This is a genomic window from Rhodococcus triatomae, from assembly GCF_014217785.1.
GTDB lineage: Bacteria > Actinomycetota > Actinomycetes > Mycobacteriales > Mycobacteriaceae > Rhodococcus_F > Rhodococcus_F triatomae.
Genome location: NZ_CP048814.1, coordinates 2,292,607 through 2,310,231, shown reverse-complemented (window position 1 = coordinate 2,310,231; position 17,625 = coordinate 2,292,607). Strand labels below are relative to the sequence as shown.

Below are 17,625 nucleotides of genomic sequence, written 5' to 3'. Positions count from 1 at the left end.
CACCGGGTGATTCGACTACCACGTGCTGTCGCCGCGCAGGACGGCGTCGGCGCCACCGTCGACGAAGATCACCTGACCTGTCACGTGCGTGTTCTGGGGGGAGGTGAGCCACTCGAGCAGCGGAGCGATCTGCTCCGGGCGGGCGTGACCGTGCAGCGGCATGGGGACTGCGCCGTCGATGGCTTGCCGCCCGGCCTCGGTGTCGAGCATCGCCTGGATCATGGGTGTGGCGATGGTGCCCGGCGCGATCGCGTTGAGCGGGATGCCCGCGCCCGCCCATTCGGGGGTGATCGCGGTGCGGCGCACCCACCGCGCGATCGCCGCCTTCGACGACCCGTACACCAGTGCGCCGGCACCACTGTCGACCGCTGCCCGGGCCGCATCCACGGCTGCTTCCTCGTCACCGGCCAGCGCGGCGTCGACGATCGCCGGATCGCTCGGATGCACCGAGGCCACGGACGAGATCACGACCGCACGCGGATCGGTACCGGCAGCGAGAAGGGGGCGCAGGCTCTCGAGCGTCGCGACCGCGCCGAAGTAGTTGACCTTGATCGTGAGCGGGTCGAACAGCGCGACTCCGGCGCACGCGACGACGCCGTCGAGGCGACCGCCGGTCAGTTCCCCGGCCTGCTCGGCGAGGGTCGTGCGGCCCTCGTCGGTGGCGAGGTCGGCGGTGATGTCGGCATCGCGGAGGTCGACGCCGATCACATGGGCGCCCTGTCGGCGCAGATGGGCGCTCGTTGCGGCGCCGATTCCGGACGCACTGCCGGTGATGAGGAACGTGCGGGCCATATCCTGACTTCCGTGGTTGGAGGAGAGCGCCGGTTGGTGGGACAGCCGGTTGGTCGGTCAATGCACCAAGGCTGCGCATTCGTGCCAATGTTGCCAGTTTGTGCCAGATTAATGATGTGTGTCAAGACACACTCCCAGGAGGAGACGTGACCGAAGCGAGCCGCACCGTGATGAATCGACGGCGATCCGCCATGCGAATGGACATCGCGGCCAGCGCTGCGCGACTCTTCCTCGAACGCGGCTTCGACGAGACGTCGGTCGAGGACATCGCCCGGGGTGCCGACATCTCGGTGCGCACCTTCTACCGGTACTGCGATGCCAAGGAGGACACACTGACCCCGATCATCGCGTCGGGTATCCGCGACTTCGTCTCCTATCTGGCCGACAGGCCCGAGGACGAACCCGTGGAGATCGCGGTCCATGCCGCATTCGTCGAGTCCTTGCGCCAGGACCGCTACGCTCACATCGTCTCCACCAGAGACCTTTTCGTTCTCCTCACGTCTGTTCCGGGCATGCGCGCACGATGGATGGTCGCCGCCCTCGATCTCACCGACGAACTGCGTCCCGTCATCGGAGCTCGCGCCGGGCACGACCCGCAGAGCTTGGAGGCGCGGCTGCTGTCGCACACGTTGATCGGCGCGCTGACCGTTGCTCTCGAACACTGGGTCACGTGCGTATCCGACGAAGGGGCGCCGCGGGTGGAGGCGGCGGAGCTGGCTGCCTCGGCGCTGAGCGTCGTCCGCTTCGCACGCAGATGACGCCGACCTCCAGGGGCGGAATCAGCGCCCGGTGTCGGGTGCCACCACCCCGTGCTCGTAGGCGAAGACCACAGCCTGGGTCCGATCGCGCAGCCCGAGCTTGTCGAGGATCCGGCCGACATGGGTCTTCACGGTCTGCTCGGCGATGAACAGTTCTCCGGCGATCTCCGCGTTCGTGAGCCCGCCCGCCAGCGACACCAGCACCTCGTTCTCGCGGGGCGTCAACATGGTGAGGCGCTGCGGCGGCACGGTCTCCGCCGGCCCCATGCGGGCGAACCGAGTGAGCAGCCTCCGGGTGACCCTCGGTGCGAGCAGCGCCTCGCCTTCCGCGACCGTCCGGACCGCGTCCGCGAGCTCCTGCGCGGACGCATCCTTGAGCAGGAATCCACTCGCACCTGCCCGCAGCGCGCGGTAGACGTACTCGTCGAGGTCGTAGGTGGTCAACACGATCACTGCCGTGTCGGGATGGTTCTCCCGCACCACTGCCGTCGCCGCGAGGCCGTCGAGAACCGGCATCCGGACATCCATGAGGACGACGTCGGGGTGAGTGCGGGCCACCATGTCGACCGCGCGCCTGCCGTCCGCGACCTGACCCACCACCTCGATGTCGTCCTGCGCGTCCAGCACGACGCCGAGTCCTTCCCGCACCATCGCCTGGTCGTCGGCGATCACCACCCGGATCGTCACCGCGAGCCCCCTCCCGATTCCCGCTCGCGCGGTTCCTGTTCCCGTGATTCGCGCTCGCGCGGAGTGGCGGGTATGCGAACGTGCACCCGATAGCCGCCGCCACCGGTGGGGCCGGCGGTGAGTTGCCCCTTGAGGGAGTCCACCCGCTCACGCATGCCGATCTGTCCCTGTCCGCCGCCTGCGGAGGCACTCTCGGTGCCCGGCGACGTTCCCGGACCGTTCTGCACCAGGACCACCAGATCCTCCTCCTCGTAGTCGATCTCGACTCGGATCACCGATCCCGGGCTGTGACGCACCGCGTTGCTCAGCGCCTCCTGGACGATCCGGTACGCACTCATCTCGATTCCGGCCGGGAGCGGACGAGCGGCGCCGCCGACTTCCAGATCGACAGTGGTCCCGGTGGAACGGATTCCGGAGACCAGCCCGTCGATGTCCGAGAGCGTCGGTGCGGGCCGCGGCGGCGCCAGCAGATCGTCGGCGTCGTCGGCTCGCAGCACCCCGAGGATTCGACGCATCTCGCCCAGCGCCTCGGATGCGCTCGCGCGGATGGCCTCGAGACCGGCCACCAGCTCCGACGGGGGATCCTGGATCCGGTATCTCGCGGCCTGCGCCTGGATCGCGACGACCGACATGTGATGGACGACGACGTCGTGCAGTTCCCGGGCGATGCGGGTCCGTTCGGCGAGTGCCGCGCCCCGTTCACGTTCGCGTTCGGTCGCCTCCTGTTCGGCGGTCAGCCGGGATCGGGCCTCGAGCGCCGCACGGACGGCACCGCCGGCGACCAGGACGAGTGCGGCGAGTACGGAGATCTCGAGGAAGTCGCGCAGCGCCTCCGGCGGCCGCACCGAGCCTGCCAGTGCCACGCCGGCGGCGACGGTGGCCGTCCACATGCCGACGGCAACTCGGGGCCGGACCCGCAGACCGGCGAGCGCGAGAACGACGAGATAGCTGTTGACGACCGGGTCCACCCACAGCTGCCCCGGTTCCGCGAGTGAGGCGACCACCACGGCCCCGAGCGCGAGCATCACTCCGCCCAGAGGGCTGACCACGACCAACGCGACCGCGCCGCCCTGGCACAGTGCCAGGATCGCGGCGGAACGATCGGACAGACCGGTGTCGGAGGTGAGCGTGTGCAGGACGACGACGAAGACGAAGACCGCGCCGCCGAACTGAGCGGTGCGCCACCACCAGTCCCGGAGCTGCAGGCCGGTCACGCGTCCCGCGCCACGAACACCGCCCGAGCCGCGACCGCCACGACGGCCGTGTACGACACCAGGATCATCAGGGACACCCACCCTCCCCACGATCCCATCACTTCGGGCGCGGCGTCCGCGCTCTGGGAGAGCTTGACGACGACCGCGGACGGCGCGGCACCCGTGATCCACGGCTGCAGGCTGCCGAGTAGCGGGCCGATCAACTCGGGCAGGATCAGCACCCCGAGGACGACGGCCACCGCTCCGGCCGAGGACCGCAACACCGTTCCGCAGGCCACACCGAGGACGCCCACGGCGCCGTAGGCGAGCGCGATACCGAGCAGGGCGGGTACGGGATCCCCGGTGACGTGCCCGTCGAGCGTGACGAGACCGATGCCGAACGCGGCGGCGCACGCGGGTATCGCGAGCAGGATGGCCGCGACGCCCACCACCACAGCCTTCGCTGCGAGCACCCGGCCACGGAGCGGGGTCACGGTCAGCACCGGCTCGATCGTTCCGCTGGAGTACTCGCCGGTCACCACGAGCGCTCCCCAGATCCCTGCAACGGCGAGCCCGAGAATGCCTCCGGTGAGTGCGCCTCCGAACACGGTGTCGTCCGGGTCCAGGCTGCCGGTGACGCCGACGAACAACGCCATCGCCGGGACCAGCACCGTCATCACGACGGGCAGAATCGTCAGTGACCGCACCGACCGGATCTTCACCAGCTCGGAACGGATCTGGGCGGACAGGCCGCTGTTCCCGCTCATCGCGTCTCCACCTGTCCGCTCTCGAATGTCCCGCCCTCGAATGCGCCCGCGTCGAACAGGCCGGTGTAGACGTCCTCGAGGGTGGAGCGCACCGGGGTCAGTTCCACGAGGGGAATCCGTGCCGCGAGAGCCGCTCTACCGATCGTCTCGCCGTCGACACCACTCACGACGAGCCCAGCGGACGGACCGCCTTCGGGCGAGGTGACGACGGCTCCGTCGGCGGTGAGCCTGCGGGCGAGTGCCCCGTCGTCGAGGGAGCGGACCCGAGCGCGGTGGCGTCCGGACCGGGCGACGAACGCCGATGTCGCCTCGTCGGCGAGCAGACGCCCGCCGCCGATCACGACGAGGTGGTCGGCGACCAGTTCCATCTCGCTCATCAGGTGACTGGAAAGGAACACGGTGCGGCCTTCGTCGGCCATGCCACGCAGTAGATTCCGTACCCACCGGATGCCTTCGGTGTCGAGGCCGTTGACGGGTTCGTCGAGGACCAGTACCCGCGGGTCGCCCAGCAACGCGGCGGCGATCCCCAGACGCTGGCGCATACCCAGGGAGTACGCGCCCGCACGACGGTCGGCGGCATCCGCCAGGCCGACGATGCCGAGCACCTCCTCGACCCGCCTCGACCCGATACCGGCGGCGCTCGCGAGCATCCGGAGATGGTCCCGGCCGCTCCGCCCACCGTGCACGTGGTGCGCGTCGAGCAGGGCACCGACGGTACGCAGCGGCGCGCTCAGCGACCGATAGCGATGTCCCGCGACCGCCGCGGTGCCGGACGTCGGTGCCACCAGACCGAGGATCATGCGCAGCATCGTCGACTTCCCGGCTCCGTTCGGGCCGAGGAACCCGGTGACCCGTCCAGGCCGCACCGTGAACGTGAGATCGTCGACGGCGGTCAGTGCGCCGTAGCGTTTCGTGACGCCCTGCACCTCGATGAGGGCTTCGCTGCTGGTCATGGCGTCGACGCTATGATCCGATCGGGCACGGCACATCCCGCTGCGGAGTGGTTTCGAACAGTAGTCCTCAGGTACTACGTGCTCGGCTGCGGCAGCCGGCACCGCGACGGGCGTAGCGTGGCCGGAGTGAGTTCGGAGAAGATGCTGACCCGCATCGGTGGGCTGCTCAGGCAGGCCGAGTCCACCGACAACGAGCACGAGAGCGCCGCCTTCATGGCAGCCGCGCAACGGCTGGCCACCGCGTCGTCGATCGATCTGGCCGTGGCACGAGCCCACGCCACCGGTCGCGAACAGCGCGTCACCCCCACCCAACGACTCGTCCACATCGGCGAGCCGGGCAAACGCGGCCTGCGGACCTATGCGCAACTGTTCCTGGTGATCGCCGCGGCCAACGACGTGCAGTGCGACATCGCCCAGACGTCGGCGGTGGTCTACGCGTACGGTTTCGCCGCCGACATCGACGTCTGCGAGGCGCTGTACACCTCCCTGCTGGTGCAGATGGTGCGTGCCTCCGACACCTACATCAAGTCCGGCACCTACCGGTCCGAGACCACGGTGCGGACCGTCGTCGAGCGCCGCGGCGGGCGCCGGGTGACGAGCCGGGTGCGCCGTCCGGTCGCCGCGGTCACGGCCCGCCTGAACTTCCAGACCGCATACGCGGCCAGGATCGGGCAGCGGCTCGCCGACGCGAAGCAGGAGGCGCAGACCGAGGCGGTGTCCGCGCCCGAGACGTCCGCCGAGACCGCGCTGGTGTTGCGGGGCAAGGAGCTCGAGCTCCGCGACTACTACCGCGAGCACTCGACGGCGCGCGGCACCTGGCGCGGTGTCAAGGCGACGGCCGGCCACTCCTCGGACGCGCGCCGCGCGGGTGACCGCGCTGCCCGTACGGCCCGCCTGGGCAACAGCCCGGAGCTGCCCTCGCCGCGGGGGAGGATCGGGTCGTGAGACGGGGCCGCGACACCCAGCGTTCGGCGGTGTACGACGCGGAAGCACTGGTACGCACCATGTTCGACCGGGCCGACGAACGTGGACTGCGCACCGTCGAGGTCCTCGGATCGCACGTCACCCTGCCGATCGAACGAAAGTTCGCGTCCATCGATTCGGTGCAGGCATACGTCGACCGGGTCCTCGCCCTGAACTGGGTGCGCGCGAAGTGGACTCGTGCCGAACAGCTGGTCCGGGTCCGGGCCCGCGCCGGAAACGCCGCCGCCCACTACGAGAGCGACTGCGCGACCATCGCCGTGCCCGAGCACCACCACGGTGCCGCGTGGGCGTTCCGGGAACTCGTCGTCCTCCACGAACTCGCGCACCACCTCGACCCCACCGACCCGGAGTCGCCGACGACGGCGCCGCACGGGCCGGAGTACGTCGACCGCTACCTCACCCTGGTGGGTGAGATCATCGGACCGGAAGCCGCTTTCGTGCTCCGAGCCACCTTCCTCGCCGGCGGGGTCCGGGTCGGCTGAACGCGCTCAGCGCAGTGCTGATGTGCGCTCAGCGCAGTGCTGATGTGCGCTCAGCGCAGTGGGAACCCGAGGTTCCGCAACGACTCGCGCGCCCGGTCGCGTCCCTTCAGCCCGGCCACCGTGCCGAGACGGGCCAGGACGCGCTCCTTCCAGCTGTGCGCGAGGCCCTCGCTCTCGTAGAACGCACCGATCGTGGTCTCGTACTCACCGATCGCGGGCAGTTGCGTATCCGACCGGTAGCGCTCGGGGTGTGCCACCGCGTCCTGCGGAAGACGCGGTTTGATCCGTGCGGGGCGCTCCGGGTCCGGATGCCCGACGGCGAGCCCGAAGGCGGCGACCACGCGGGGCGGCAGGCCCAGTTCGTCGGCGACCTGCTCCGGGTTGTTGCGGATCGCTCCGACGAACACCGTTCCCAGACCGAGTGATTCGGCAGCGAGAGAACCGTTCTGCGCAGCCAGGCCGACGTCGACGAATCCCTGGACCGCCGACTCCACGTAGTCCGCTCCGTCCAGCCCGTGGCCGTGCTGACCGGCGAGCTGGTCCAGGCGGGCGAAGTCGACGAGCCACACCAGGAACACCGGCGCCTCGCGGATGAACTCCTGGTCGCCGGCCAGCGTGGCGAGTCGCGACTTGTGCTCCCGGTCCCGGACGACGACCACACTCCACGTCTGCAGGTTCGACGACGACGGCGCGGACTGTGCAGCGGCGACGATCGCCGTGACGGCGTCCTCGGACACCGGTTCGGACCGGAAGGCGCGGACCGAACGGTGCGCCAGCTGGTGACGGAGCACCTCGCCCGGCTCGGGGCCGGACAACTCGGCCGCGTGTGCGGCGCCGTAGCGTTCGGCGAGCAGGTCCGCGGCGGACGTCGTCGGGGCAGGCGTACTCGCTGCGGTGTCGTGGACTGCGGTCATGAGGTCTCCCGGTCGGTGTGCGGGTCGGTGAGGGCGCCCGGTGGCACCCGGTGGCGCGACCGCACCGTATCGCCCGGCCGGTGGGCAGGGCGACGGTTGGGATCAGCACGACGGGAACCGCGGCGATCCCCGCAACCGCTGCACGGCCACGTGCTCTGCGGCAAAGTGGAAGAGGACCGGCAGTGTCACCACCCGACAGTGTCACAGCAGTTGACGTCACCGCCCCGCCTCGAGGAGATTCGCATGAGCCGTCCCGTCCGCATCGGCGTCCAGCTCCAGCCCCAGCATGCACCCGACTATGCCCTGATCCGTGATGCCGTCCTGCGCTCCGAGGACGCAGGAGTCGACATCGTGTTCAACTGGGACCACTTCTTTCCACTCTACGGCGATCCCGACGGCGCACACTTCGAATGCTGGACGATGCTCGGGGCGTGGGCCGAGCAGACCGAACGGGTCGAGATCGGAGCCCTCGTCACGGGTGGCGGGTACCGGAATCCCGACCTGCTCGCCGACATGGCCCGCACCGTCGACCACATCAGCGGCGGCCGGTTGATCCTCGGCATCGGCGCCGGCTGGTTCGAGAAGGACTACACCGAGTACGGGTACGAGTTCGGCACCGCCGGTTCGCGGCTGAACCTCCTGGGCGAGTACCTGCCCCGTATCGAGGCGCGGCTCGGCACGCTCAATCCGGCACCGACCCGGCGCATTCCGATACTCATCGGCGGTGGTGGCGAGAAGAAGACCCTGCCACTCGTCGGCCGGTACGGCGACATCTGGCACAGCTTCAGCGATCTGGACACCTACGTCCGGAAGGCGAACCTGCTGGCGGACCTGGCGACGGACGCCGGACGCAGCCCCGCCGACATCCAGCACTCCGCGCCGTGGCCGGGAGTCGAGGACGCGCAACGCTTCGTCGATGCGGGCGTCACGCTGTTCACCGTCGATACCGGGGGTCCGGACTACGACCTGACCGTCGTCCGCGAGGCCACGGCCTGGCGGGACGAGTTCACGCCGCCGCCGTTGACGGGGCTGTCCTGACCGACGTGCACCGGCCCGCACGCGCAGGGAGTCCGGCCCCACCGGGGAGATCGTGTGGGGCCGGACTCGCTCGACGACGTCTGCGCTGTCCCCGTCGAACGTCGAGAACCCTACAGTAGCTATCGATCAGTTACCAAACGGACATTACGTACGGACGGGGATGCCCGGGCTCGGGACGGGATCCCTACGCTCGGGCGAGGATCACCGACAGGTCCGCGCCCGGCGGAAGAGTGCCGTACTCGATGCCGCGGTCCTCACCGAGCCGCGCCGCCACGAACGTCTCGGACACCACGGCAGGTGAGAACCGGACGAGCAGCGACGCCTGCAGGGCGAGTGCCATCGACTCGACCACGGCACGTGCCCGGCGCTGGGCACCCGAGGAGTCGAGTGTCGCGAGCTCGGCGAGCTGAGTGCGGACCCGGTCGAGGTGCGCGTCGAGCACGGCATTCGTCCCCCTGGCCAGGTTGACCTCGGCGTCGAAGGCGGCGACGGATTCGGGCTCACGCGTCATCGCTCGCAGGACGTCGAGGGCGATGACGTTGCCCGAGCCCTCCCACACCGCCATCACCGGCTGCTCCCGGTAGCGACGCGCGAGCGGGAAGTCCTCGGTGTATCCGTTGCCACCCAGGCACTCGAGCGATTCGTACGCGTGGTGCGGGCCCCGCTTGCAGATCCAGTACTTGGCGACGGCGGTGGCGAGCCGCCGGAACGCGCGCTCGGAGTCGCTCGCGTCCTCGTCGTGGGCCCGGGCCAACCGGATCGCGGTGACCGTGGCGGCCTCCGATTCGAGAGCCAGATCGGCGAGTACGGCGGCCATCGCCGGTTGATCGACCAGCGTCGCCCCGAACGCCGCTCGGTGCCGGGCGTGCCACACCGCCTGCGCGACGGACTCCCGCATCCCCGCGGAACTGCCGAGGATGCAGTCGAGGCGGGTGCGTGCCACCATCTCGATGATGGTGCGGACGCCGCGCCCCGGCTCACCGACCATGACGCCGACGGTGCCGTCGAGTTCGATCTCGGACGAGGCATTGGACTTGTTGCCGAGCTTGTTCTTGAGCCGCTGGATCCGGAACACGTTCCGGGTGCCGTCGGGCAGGACGCGCGGAACCAGGAAGCAGGACAGGCCCGTTCCCGCGGCGCCCTCCGCCTGGGCGAGCACGAGGAAGCCGTCGGACATCGGCGCGGAGCAGAACCACTTGTGGCCGGTGAGCAGGTAGTCGCCGCCGGGCCCGCCCTTGCCCGCAGGACGGGCCACCGTCGTGTTGGCCCGCACATCGGAGCCACCCTGCTTCTCGGTCATGGACATGCCGAAGAGGGCCGACTGTTTGCCGGGGGCGTCCAGCCGCGGATCGTACGAGCGGGAGAGCGCGCGGGGCACCCACTGGGCCGCGACGTCCGGCTGCAGTTCGAGCGAGGGGATGACGGCGTGGGTCATCGAGACCGGGCACGCGTGACCAGGCTCCACCTGGGAGAACAGCATGAATGCGGCCGCACGGACCACGTTCGAGCCCGGCCTCGGGTCGGCCCAGGAACGGGTGTGGGCGCCGTGCTCGACGGCCGCGGCAATGATGCGGTGGTAGGCAGGGTGGTACTCGACCTCGTCGATCCGGTGGCCCCAGCGGTCGAACGTGTGCAGCACCGGAGTCACGGTGTTGGCGAGTTCGGCGTCGTGCTGGAACTGCCCGGTTCCCACCAGGGCACCGATCTCGGTGAGCTCCTGCTCGCCCCAACCGCCGTCGTGCCGCGCCACCGCCTCAGCCAGGACCGTGTCCAGGGTGTACTCGTTGACGTCCACGCGTGGCGTCGACTGGTTGAGTACCGTGTGCGTGCCGTGCGGCTGCGGATGGGTGACGGCGTGTTCGAATGTGCCTGTCATGACGTTCCTTTCGTCGGGATGGTCAGTCCGCTGCACGGATGAGGTGTTTCTGGATCTTGCCCGTCGGAGTACGGGGGAGCACGGTGCGCACGACGTATTCGCGGGGGATCTTGTACCGGGCGATCCGGTCGGCGAGGAAGGATCTCAGCGCGTCGCCGTCCACCACCCCGGGTTCACGGATGACGATGTGCGCGACCACGGTCTCGCCCCATTCGGGGTGCGGCTTGCCGACGACGGCGACGTCCACGATGTCGGGGTGCGCCGAGATCGCGTCCTCGACCTCCTTCGAGTACACGTTCTCGCCGCCGGTGACGATCATGTCCTTGGCCCGGTCGACGACGAACAGGTAGCCGTCCTCGTCAGAACGGGCGAGATCGCCGGTGCGATACCAGCTTCCGGGATCGAAGGCCGCCTCGGTGGCGGCGGGATCGTCCAGATAGCCGGTCATGACGGTCTCCGAACGGAGCCAGATCTCGCCGATCTCACCGGGTCCGGCATCGCTGCCGTCCGCGGAGACGAGCCGCATGTCGACCCCGGCGAGGGCAACCCTCCCGATGGAACCGGCCTTGGCGAGCTGCTCCTCCGGGTAGAGCACCGTGCCCACCGGACCGGTCTCGGTCATTCCGTACACCTGGTAGAAGCTCGTCGTACGGTACGACTCGATCAGCCGACGGGCCACATCGGGTCCGATGGGTCCGCCGCCGTACAGCCAGGCGCGCACGGACGTCAGGTCGTACTCGTCGAAGTTCGGGACGAGATTCAGCGCCGTCGTGTAGATCACGGGCGGCCCGAAGCACAGCGTGATGCGATGGTGCTGAACCGCTTTCAGGAACTCGACCGGGTGGTACTCCCGCAGCAGCACCACGGATCCACCCATGTACAGCGTGCCCAGGAGCCAGTTGTTCAGCGGTGACGCGTGCCAGACGGGGACCGCCATGAGCAGTCGTTCGTCGCGGGTGATCGACAGTCCCGACGCCGCGGTGGTCGCGACGAGGACGACGTTACGGTGGGTGTGCACGCACCCCTTGGGGGAACCCGTGGTCCCGGAGGTGTAGAGGATCTCTGCCGGATCGGTCTCGTCGATCGGCTCGTCGGCCGCACGCGCGCGATCGGCGGCGAGCTCGTCGACGAAGCCGAATCCGTCGGCTGCGGTGTCGGTGCTCCAGAGGGTGAGCTCCGGGCGGTCGAGCTTGCCCGCCACCTCGGCGAGGGCCCCGTCGAAGACGAGGACCTTCACGTCCGCGTGATCGAGGATGTACTCCACCTCGGGCGCCTGGAGCTTGTGGTTGATCGGCACGACGACGGCACCGATACGCCAGGCACCCAGCATGGCGTGGACGAACCCCGGTGTGTTGTAACACATCAGCGCAACGCGGTCGCCCTTGCGCAGGCCCGATTCACGGAACAGGGTGGCGAACTTTCGGCTGTCCTCCTCCACCTGCGTGTACGTGTGGTCGGTGCCGTCGTGGTGCAGGAAGGTCTTGTCCGGGTATTTGCGGACGTTGCTGTCGAATACGCGAACGATGTTCATCGCGCTCCTCGTCACTGGGATGGTGGGTGTTCTGGGCAGAAAGCCGAGGGGAGAGACCGCCGGTTCAGTCGATGGCTCGGGAGAGGACGGTCTCGGGGATCTGCAGGTTCGCGAAGATGACGGCGACGGCCTCCTCGAGGGAGTAGCCGAAGCTCTCCCCGGTGGCCGTCTTCTGGATGACGAGGCCGAACACCGCGGACCAGAAGGCCTTCGCCTCGACGTCGATGCCGGCCCGCAGCGTCCAGCCGGTACGCACGAGCGTGCGCAGCAGTGCGTCCTCACCGCGCGTGTGGAGGGTGCGCAGGGTGTCGGTGATGAGTTCGCGGAGATCCGTACGCCGGGCGACCAGGAGCATGGCGGAGGTGAAGAGCTCCACGCTGGGCGCGGCCGGGCCGAGCAACGTGCCGACCAGAAGCTCGGTGTATTCGCGGACGGTCTCGGCACCGGCCGCCGCGTCCTCCGCCTGCTGCCCGGCTCGCAGCACCGCAGCGCACGCCACCTCGACGAAGAGCCGTTCCTTCGATCCCCAGTAGTAGGTGACCTGGTTGGGGTGGGCTCCCGCCGCCGCGCAGATCTGCGCGATCGGCACCGCGTCCCCGTGCTCGAGGAACAGCTCGGTTGCCGCCGTGAACAGGGATTTCCTGGTCTGTCGCCCGGAGGCCCTGCTGGCGCGTCCCGATTCCGTCATGAGTTCCGCTCCTCTTGTTTGTACGACAAACAATAACTGCGCCGCGCACTCGTGACAAGGGTCACCCGCAACTTCACGCTGCGAACCAGTTCTCACTCACGACAACGATGTGGCGACCGGCCAGGTGACTTGGCGCTCTCCCGGGTGTCGTCGGCGCTACGCTGCCTTCATGTTTTTCGCGCACTCGTCGATCAGCGATCGGGGTCACCCACCGATCAGAGATCGGGCGGCGGTCAGGATCCGTGCGGTGGTGGCGTTCGCGCTCATCGCCCTGCTGGCGCTGACGCTGTCGTCGTGTAGCACCGACACGAACGAGACGGCCACTCCGGTTCAGGATCAGTGTGCTCCGCCCGGGATGGAGGCGGCGACGTCGGTGCCGGTCAACCTCGACGCCGCGGCCGCGGCCCAGGAGGAGGACCGCTACACCACTCCCGACGTCACCCCGCTCGAGCAGATCGACACCTCCCGGCTGGGATTGATCACTCCGGGAGTCCTCACCGTCGGCACCCTGTCCGACGCGCCGCCGAGCATCTGTGTCAACTCCGAGAACATCTTCACCGGCTACGACAACGAACTGCTCCGGGCGGTCGGCGAGAAGCTGGGGCTCCGAGTCGATTTCGCGGGCACCGAGTTCGCCGGGCTCCTCGCCCAGGTGTCCGGCCGTCGATTCGACGTCGGCTCCTCGTCCATCACCACCACGGACGAACGGCGCAACACCGTCGGCTTCACCAACGGCTACGACTTCGGCTACTTCTCCCTCGTCGTCCCGCAGGGCAGCCCCATCGCGGGCTTCGACGATCTGGACGCCTCCACCAGGATCGGCGTCGTCCAGGGCACGGTGCAGGACGACTACGTCGTCAACTCGCTCGGCCTGGACCCGGTGAAGTTCCCCGACTACGCCACCGCGTACGCGAATCTGAAGACCGGTCAGATCGACGCCTGGGTGGCTCCGTCCCAGCAGGCGGAGGGCGCACTCGCCCCGGGCGACCCGACGGCGATCGTGCAGAACACGTTCAGTGTCAACAACTATGTGGGCTGGGCCGTGGCCAGGGAGAACCAGCCACTCGTCGACGCCCTCAATTCCGGGCTGGATGCGATCATCGCCGACGGCACCTGGGCCGAGCTGTACGCGGACTGGGTGCCCCGCGAGCTTCCCGAAGGGTGGCAGCCAGGTAGCAAGGCGGCCCCGGCCCCCGAGTTACCGGACTTCGCCGAGATCGCGGCACGCAACACGTCCGACGTCGAGAGTCCGGTCTTCCAGCAGAAGTCGACCCTCGCCCAGCTCGGTGACACGTTCTTCGACTGGGAGCTGTACAAGCGTGCCTTCCCCGACCTGCTGAAGACGGGGCTGCCCAACACCCTGATCCTCGCGATCACCTCCGGCATCGCCGGCACCGTGATCGGCATGCTCCTGGCGATGGCGGGCATCTCCCGTACCCGCTGGCTGCGCTGGCCGGCCCGCATCTACACCGACATCTTCCGCGGCCTGCCCGCCGTCGTGATCATCCTCATCGTCGGTCTCGGCGTGGGCCCCATCGTCAGCGGCATCACCGGGAACAACCCGTACTGGCTCGGCGCCGCGGCGCTGTCGCTGCTCGCCTCGGCCTACATCGGGGAGATCTTCCGATCGGGCATCCAGAGTGTGGAACCCGGCCAGCTCGAGGCATCTCGTGCCCTCGGGTTCAGCTACCGGCGCTCGATGTGGCTCGTCGTCGTACCCCAGGGGGTCCGGCGGGTGCTCCCGGCGCTGATGAACCAGTTCATCTCGCTCATCAAGGACTCGTCGCTCATCTACTTCCTCGGCCTACTGGTGACCCAGCGTGAGTTGTTCGCCGTAGGACGCGATCTCAACGCCCAGACCGGTAACCTCTCGCCACTGGTGGCCGCGGGACTGTTCTATCTGGCCATGACGATCCCGCTGACCCATCTCGTCAACTACATCGACCATCGACTCCGGACCGGCCGCGCCGACACCTCGGGCACGCTCGATCCCGTGGAACAGTCCATCGTCGTGGAGAGGGGCTGAGCCGTGAGCACCGACAACGGCACCACCGCCACCACCGGGATCGCGGCCGAGTCCGTATCCCTCACCGGCACCGGCCTGCACCTGTCGTTCGGCACCAACAAGGTGTTGCGCGGCGTCGACATCCACGTCGACGCCGGGCACACGGTGACGGTGATCGGACCGTCCGGGTCCGGGAAGTCCACGCTGCTGCGGGTGCTCAACCGGCTGCACGAACCCGAACAGGGCGACATCCTCCTCGACGGCACATCCGTCCTGAAGGACAACCCCGACCGGCTCCGGCAGCGCATCGGGATGGTGTTCCAGCACTTCAACCTGTTCCCGCACAAGACCGTGGTGGAGAACATCGCGCTCGGCCCCCGCAAACTCCAGGGGCTGAGCAAGGACGCCGCCCGCGAACTCGCGCTCGAACAACTCGAGCTCGTCGGGTTGGCCGCGAAGGCGGACTCGCGGCCGGGCAACCTGTCCGGCGGCCAGCAGCAACGTGTGGCGATCGCCCGGGCTCTGGCGATGAAGCCCCAGGTGATGTTCTTCGACGAGGCGACCTCGGCCCTCGATCCGGAACTGGTCAAGGGGATCCTCGCGCTCATGGCGGACCTCGCCCGCGGGGGCATGACGATGGTGGTCGTCACCCACGAGATGGGATTCGCACGTCAGGTCTCGGACCGGGTCCTGTTCATGGATCACGGCGCCGTCGTCGAAACCGGTCCTCCCGAGCTGCTGTTCGACGATCCGCACACCGAACGGCTGCAACAGTTCCTGTCCCAGGTTCTCTGACGGCCCGGCTTCCCGGTGCGAATTGGCTGCGCCTATCGCACCGACAGCACATTCCTCTGGCCGACGACCTGGTCTCCCGGCAGCCCTGGCAGTAACTTGACGATCATCCGGACCGTGATCCACGCAACATCATTGCTCCGATCATGGCCCACGACACGATCGAGAGGTTGCCCATGCCTGCCGACCCCACTCCGACGGAGGTGATCACGTCCACGACGGACGGTCACGTCACCACCTGGACGCTCAATCTGCCCGAGGCCCGCAACCCGATCTCGGGGCCCGAAATGGTCGACCGGCTCGTCGAACTGGTGGCCGACGTCAACGCGGACCCGCAGACCCGGGTCGTCATCCTCACCGGGGCGGGCAGTGCGTTCTCCGCGGGCGGCAACGTCAAGGACATGGCGGACCGGACGGGCATGTTCGGCGGCACGCCGCGCGAGCTGCGCGACGGATACCGCCGTGGGATCCAGCGCATTCCCCTGGCGTTGTACGACTGCGAGGTACCGGTGATCGCGGCCGTCAACGGCCCGGCGGTCGGCGCCGGCTGCGATCTCGCTCTCATGGCGGACATGCGGATCGCCTCCACGAAGGCGTTCTTCGCCGAGAGCTTCGTCAAGCTCGGCATCATCCCCGGAGACGGCGGAGCCTGGTTCCTGCCGCGGGTGATCGGGCCTGCCCGCGCCGCCGAGATGGCGTACACCGGAGACCGTGTCGATGCCGCGACGGCACTGGAATGGGGTCTGGTGTCCCAGGTCGTCGAGCCCGAGGAACTGCTTCCGGCCGCGCGGGCGCTCGCTGCCCGGGTGGCCGTCAACCCGCCGCACACCCTGCGCATGACGAAGAAGCTGCTCCGCCAGTCGGAGAAGCAGGACCTGCGCGGGCTTCTCGAACTGTCCGCCGCACTGCAGGCGATCTCGCATCACACCGAGGACCACCGGGAGGCTCTCGACGCCCTGCTGACCAAGCGCACCGGCACCTTCACCGGACACTGACGGGAGTTCGACGTGAAACGCACGATCCTCGGCCCGGAACACGACGAGTTCCGACTCATGGTCCGCGACTTCATCGCCCGTGAAGTCGTGCCCCGACGGGAGAAATGGGACGCCCTCGGTCGACCCGACCGCGACTTCTTCCTGCGGCTCGGCGAACTCGGCATCCTCGGTGTGCAGGTTCCCGAGGAGTACGGCGGTGCCGGAGAGAGGAGCTTCGTGTACTCCGCCATCGTCTTCGAGGAAGTGGCGCGGGCGGGCGTCTCGTTCGGCTCCTACACGGTGCACACCTGCCTGATCCTGCCGTACCTCCTCGAATACGGTACCGCCGAACAGAAACGGCGCTGGCTGCCGAAGTTCGCCACCGGCGAGCTGATGACCGCCATTGCGATGACCGAGCCCGGCACCGGTTCCGACCTGGCGAACATCGCCACGTCGGCCCGACTGTCGGAAGACGGCAGTCACTACGTCGTGAACGGCGCCAAGACGTTCATCACCGGCGGGGTCACCGCAGACCTCGTTCTCACCGTCTGCCGCACCCGCCCGTTCGATCCCGAGAACCGCAGAGCCGGCCTGTCCATCCTCTGCGTCCCCACGGATGCAGCGGGTTTCGAGGTGGGACGCAAGCTCGACAAGCTGGGGCTGCATCAGCAGGACACCGCCGAGCTCTCCTACTCCGATGTCGTGGTCCCGGCCGAGAACCTCCTCGGCGAGGAAGGACGGGCCTTCGAATACCTGACGCACAACCTGCCCCAGGAACGCCTGAGCATCGCTCTCAACAGCGTGGCCCAGGCGGAGGCGGCGATCGCGCACGCCACCGCTTACATCAAGGAGCGCACGGTGTTCGGCCGACCGGTGGCGGCGTTCCAGAACTCGAAGTTCGTGATCGCCGAGTGCGTCACCGAGGCCACCGCCGCGCGGGTGTTCGCCGATCGCTGCCTGGAGCTGCTCGACCGCGGCGAACTGACCGGCGCCGAAGCGGCGATGGCGAAACTGCACTGCACCGAGATGGCCGGCCGCGTCATCGACAAGTGCCTGCAACTGCACGGCGGCTACGGCTACATCACCGAATACCCGGTGGCACGGCTCTACGCCGACACCCGCGTCACCCGCATCTACGGCGGGACCAGTGAAGTCATGAAGACCATCGTCGCCAAGAGCGCCGGCCTGTAG

The 17,625-nt window shown here is 68.7% G+C and carries 17 protein-coding genes; 8 read left to right on the top strand and 9 right to left on the bottom strand.

The window, feature by feature from the left end; all coding sequences use genetic code 11:
* Positions 1 to 15 precede the first annotated feature (15 nt).
* On the bottom strand, positions 16 to 792 hold the full coding sequence (locus G4H71_RS10840; protein WP_072738775.1) for an SDR family oxidoreductase: 777 nt from the start codon (positions 790 to 792) through the stop codon (positions 16 to 18).
* A 146-nt stretch (positions 793 to 938) separates the two neighbouring features.
* Between G4H71_RS10840 and G4H71_RS10835 the strand changes: the two genes are divergently transcribed.
* Positions 939 to 1,550, top strand: a complete 612-nt coding sequence (locus G4H71_RS10835; protein ID WP_083343284.1) for a TetR family transcriptional regulator — start codon at positions 939 to 941, stop codon at positions 1,548 to 1,550.
* Between the two features lie 21 nt (positions 1,551 to 1,571).
* Here G4H71_RS10835 and G4H71_RS10830 read toward each other — a convergent pair whose 3' ends face one another.
* The 4 genes from G4H71_RS10830 to G4H71_RS10815 are packed head-to-tail and all read right to left on the bottom strand — an operon-like array spanning position 1,572 to position 5,150.
* The gene (locus G4H71_RS10830; RefSeq protein ID WP_072738777.1) at positions 1,572 to 2,237 is read right to left on the bottom strand and encodes a response regulator transcription factor; all 666 of its coding nucleotides are present in this window, start codon (positions 2,235 to 2,237) and stop codon (positions 1,572 to 1,574) included.
* Positions 2,234 to 3,451, bottom strand: a complete 1,218-nt coding sequence (locus tag G4H71_RS10825) for a sensor histidine kinase (protein ID WP_072738778.1) — start codon at positions 3,449 to 3,451, stop codon at positions 2,234 to 2,236. The genes G4H71_RS10830 and G4H71_RS10825 overlap by 4 nt, the downstream gene beginning before the upstream one ends.
* Entirely contained in the window at positions 3,448 to 4,197 is a 750-nt protein-coding gene (locus G4H71_RS10820; protein ID WP_072738779.1) for an ABC transporter permease, read from the bottom strand. Before G4H71_RS10820 ends, G4H71_RS10825 begins: the two co-directional genes overlap by 4 nt.
* Positions 4,194 to 5,150: an ATP-binding cassette domain-containing protein gene (locus tag G4H71_RS10815; RefSeq protein ID WP_072738780.1), complete on the bottom strand. Its 957-nt coding sequence runs from the start codon at positions 5,148 to 5,150 to the stop codon at positions 4,194 to 4,196. Before G4H71_RS10815 ends, G4H71_RS10820 begins: the two co-directional genes overlap by 4 nt.
* 126 nt (positions 5,151 to 5,276) lie before the next feature.
* Between G4H71_RS10815 and G4H71_RS10810 the strand changes: the two genes are divergently transcribed.
* Both G4H71_RS10810 and G4H71_RS10805 read left to right on the top strand, forming a co-directional pair.
* Positions 5,277 to 6,095 (top strand): DUF2786 domain-containing protein, encoded by an 819-nt coding sequence (locus G4H71_RS10810; protein ID WP_072738885.1) that lies wholly within the window; start codon positions 5,277 to 5,279, stop codon positions 6,093 to 6,095.
* On the top strand, positions 6,092 to 6,616 hold the full coding sequence (locus tag G4H71_RS10805; RefSeq protein ID WP_072738781.1) for a TIGR04338 family metallohydrolase: 525 nt from the start codon (positions 6,092 to 6,094) through the stop codon (positions 6,614 to 6,616). The genes G4H71_RS10810 and G4H71_RS10805 overlap by 4 nt, the downstream gene beginning before the upstream one ends.
* Positions 6,617 to 6,666: 50 nt before the next feature.
* Here the strand turns inward: G4H71_RS10805 and G4H71_RS10800 are convergent, their stop codons facing one another.
* On the bottom strand, positions 6,667 to 7,530 hold the full coding sequence (locus G4H71_RS10800; RefSeq protein ID WP_072738782.1) for an NADPH-dependent oxidoreductase: 864 nt from the start codon (positions 7,528 to 7,530) through the stop codon (positions 6,667 to 6,669).
* 243 nt (positions 7,531 to 7,773) lie between these two features.
* Here G4H71_RS10800 and G4H71_RS10795 point away from each other — a divergent pair, with 243 nt between their 5' ends.
* Complete coding sequence (locus G4H71_RS10795; protein WP_072738783.1) at positions 7,774 to 8,568, top strand: LLM class F420-dependent oxidoreductase; 795 nt, start codon at positions 7,774 to 7,776, stop codon at positions 8,566 to 8,568.
* A gap of 184 nt (positions 8,569 to 8,752) precedes the next feature.
* On the opposite strand, the gene G4H71_RS10790 is transcribed toward G4H71_RS10795, so the two are convergent.
* The 3 genes from G4H71_RS10790 to G4H71_RS10780 form a co-directional block, all read right to left on the bottom strand.
* A complete protein-coding gene (locus G4H71_RS10790) occupies positions 8,753 to 10,444 on the bottom strand; it encodes an acyl-CoA dehydrogenase family protein (protein WP_072738784.1) in 1,692 nt (563 codons plus the stop codon).
* Positions 10,445 to 10,466: 22 nt separating this feature from the next.
* Positions 10,467 to 11,975 carry a class I adenylate-forming enzyme family protein gene (locus tag G4H71_RS10785; RefSeq protein ID WP_072738785.1) on the bottom strand — a complete coding sequence of 503 codons (1,509 nt, stop codon included), beginning with the start codon at positions 11,973 to 11,975 and terminating at the stop codon, positions 10,467 to 10,469.
* Between the two features lie 64 nt (positions 11,976 to 12,039).
* Positions 12,040 to 12,663: a TetR/AcrR family transcriptional regulator C-terminal domain-containing protein gene (locus tag G4H71_RS10780; protein ID WP_072738786.1), complete on the bottom strand. Its 624-nt coding sequence runs from the start codon at positions 12,661 to 12,663 to the stop codon at positions 12,040 to 12,042.
* 169 nt (positions 12,664 to 12,832) lie between these two features.
* Between G4H71_RS10780 and G4H71_RS10775 the strand changes: the two genes are divergently transcribed.
* From G4H71_RS10775 to G4H71_RS10760, 4 genes are all read left to right on the top strand, one after another.
* Positions 12,833 to 14,689, top strand: a complete 1,857-nt coding sequence (locus G4H71_RS10775; protein WP_083343283.1) for an ABC transporter substrate-binding protein/permease — start codon at positions 12,833 to 12,835, stop codon at positions 14,687 to 14,689.
* Between the two features lie 3 nt (positions 14,690 to 14,692).
* The gene (locus tag G4H71_RS10770; RefSeq protein WP_281392603.1) at positions 14,693 to 15,463 is read left to right on the top strand and encodes an amino acid ABC transporter ATP-binding protein; all 771 of its coding nucleotides are present in this window, start codon (positions 14,693 to 14,695) and stop codon (positions 15,461 to 15,463) included.
* A 173-nt stretch (positions 15,464 to 15,636) separates the two neighbouring features.
* Positions 15,637 to 16,455, top strand: a complete 819-nt coding sequence (locus G4H71_RS10765; RefSeq protein WP_072738787.1) for a crotonase/enoyl-CoA hydratase family protein — start codon at positions 15,637 to 15,639, stop codon at positions 16,453 to 16,455.
* 12 nt (positions 16,456 to 16,467) lie between these two features.
* Positions 16,468 to 17,625, top strand: coding sequence for an acyl-CoA dehydrogenase family protein (locus G4H71_RS10760; RefSeq protein ID WP_072738788.1), 1,158 nt, complete (start codon positions 16,468 to 16,470; stop codon positions 17,623 to 17,625).

Coding starts and splice junctions, on each gene's coding strand:
- G4H71_RS10840 (WP_072738775.1), bottom strand. CDS start 792: ATGGCCCGCACGTTCCTCATCACCGGCAGTGCGTCCGGAATCGGCGCC.
- G4H71_RS10820 (WP_072738779.1), bottom strand. CDS start 4,197: ATGAGCGGGAACAGCGGCCTGTCCGCCCAGATCCGTTCCGAGCTGGTG.
- G4H71_RS10815 (WP_072738780.1), bottom strand. CDS start 5,150: ATGACCAGCAGCGAAGCCCTCATCGAGGTGCAGGGCGTCACGAAACGC.
- G4H71_RS10800 (WP_072738782.1), bottom strand. CDS start 7,530: ATGACCGCAGTCCACGACACCGCAGCGAGTACGCCTGCCCCGACGACG.
- G4H71_RS10795 (WP_072738783.1), top strand. CDS start 7,774: ATGAGCCGTCCCGTCCGCATCGGCGTCCAGCTCCAGCCCCAGCATGCA.
- G4H71_RS10790 (WP_072738784.1), bottom strand. CDS start 10,444: ATGACAGGCACATTCGAACACGCCGTCACCCATCCGCAGCCGCACGGC.
- G4H71_RS10785 (WP_072738785.1), bottom strand. CDS start 11,975: ATGAACATCGTTCGCGTATTCGACAGCAACGTCCGCAAATACCCGGAC.
- G4H71_RS10780 (WP_072738786.1), bottom strand. CDS start 12,663: ATGACGGAATCGGGACGCGCCAGCAGGGCCTCCGGGCGACAGACCAGG.
- G4H71_RS10775 (WP_083343283.1), top strand. CDS start 12,833: ATGTTTTTCGCGCACTCGTCGATCAGCGATCGGGGTCACCCACCGATC.
- G4H71_RS10765 (WP_072738787.1), top strand. CDS start 15,637: ATGCCTGCCGACCCCACTCCGACGGAGGTGATCACGTCCACGACGGAC.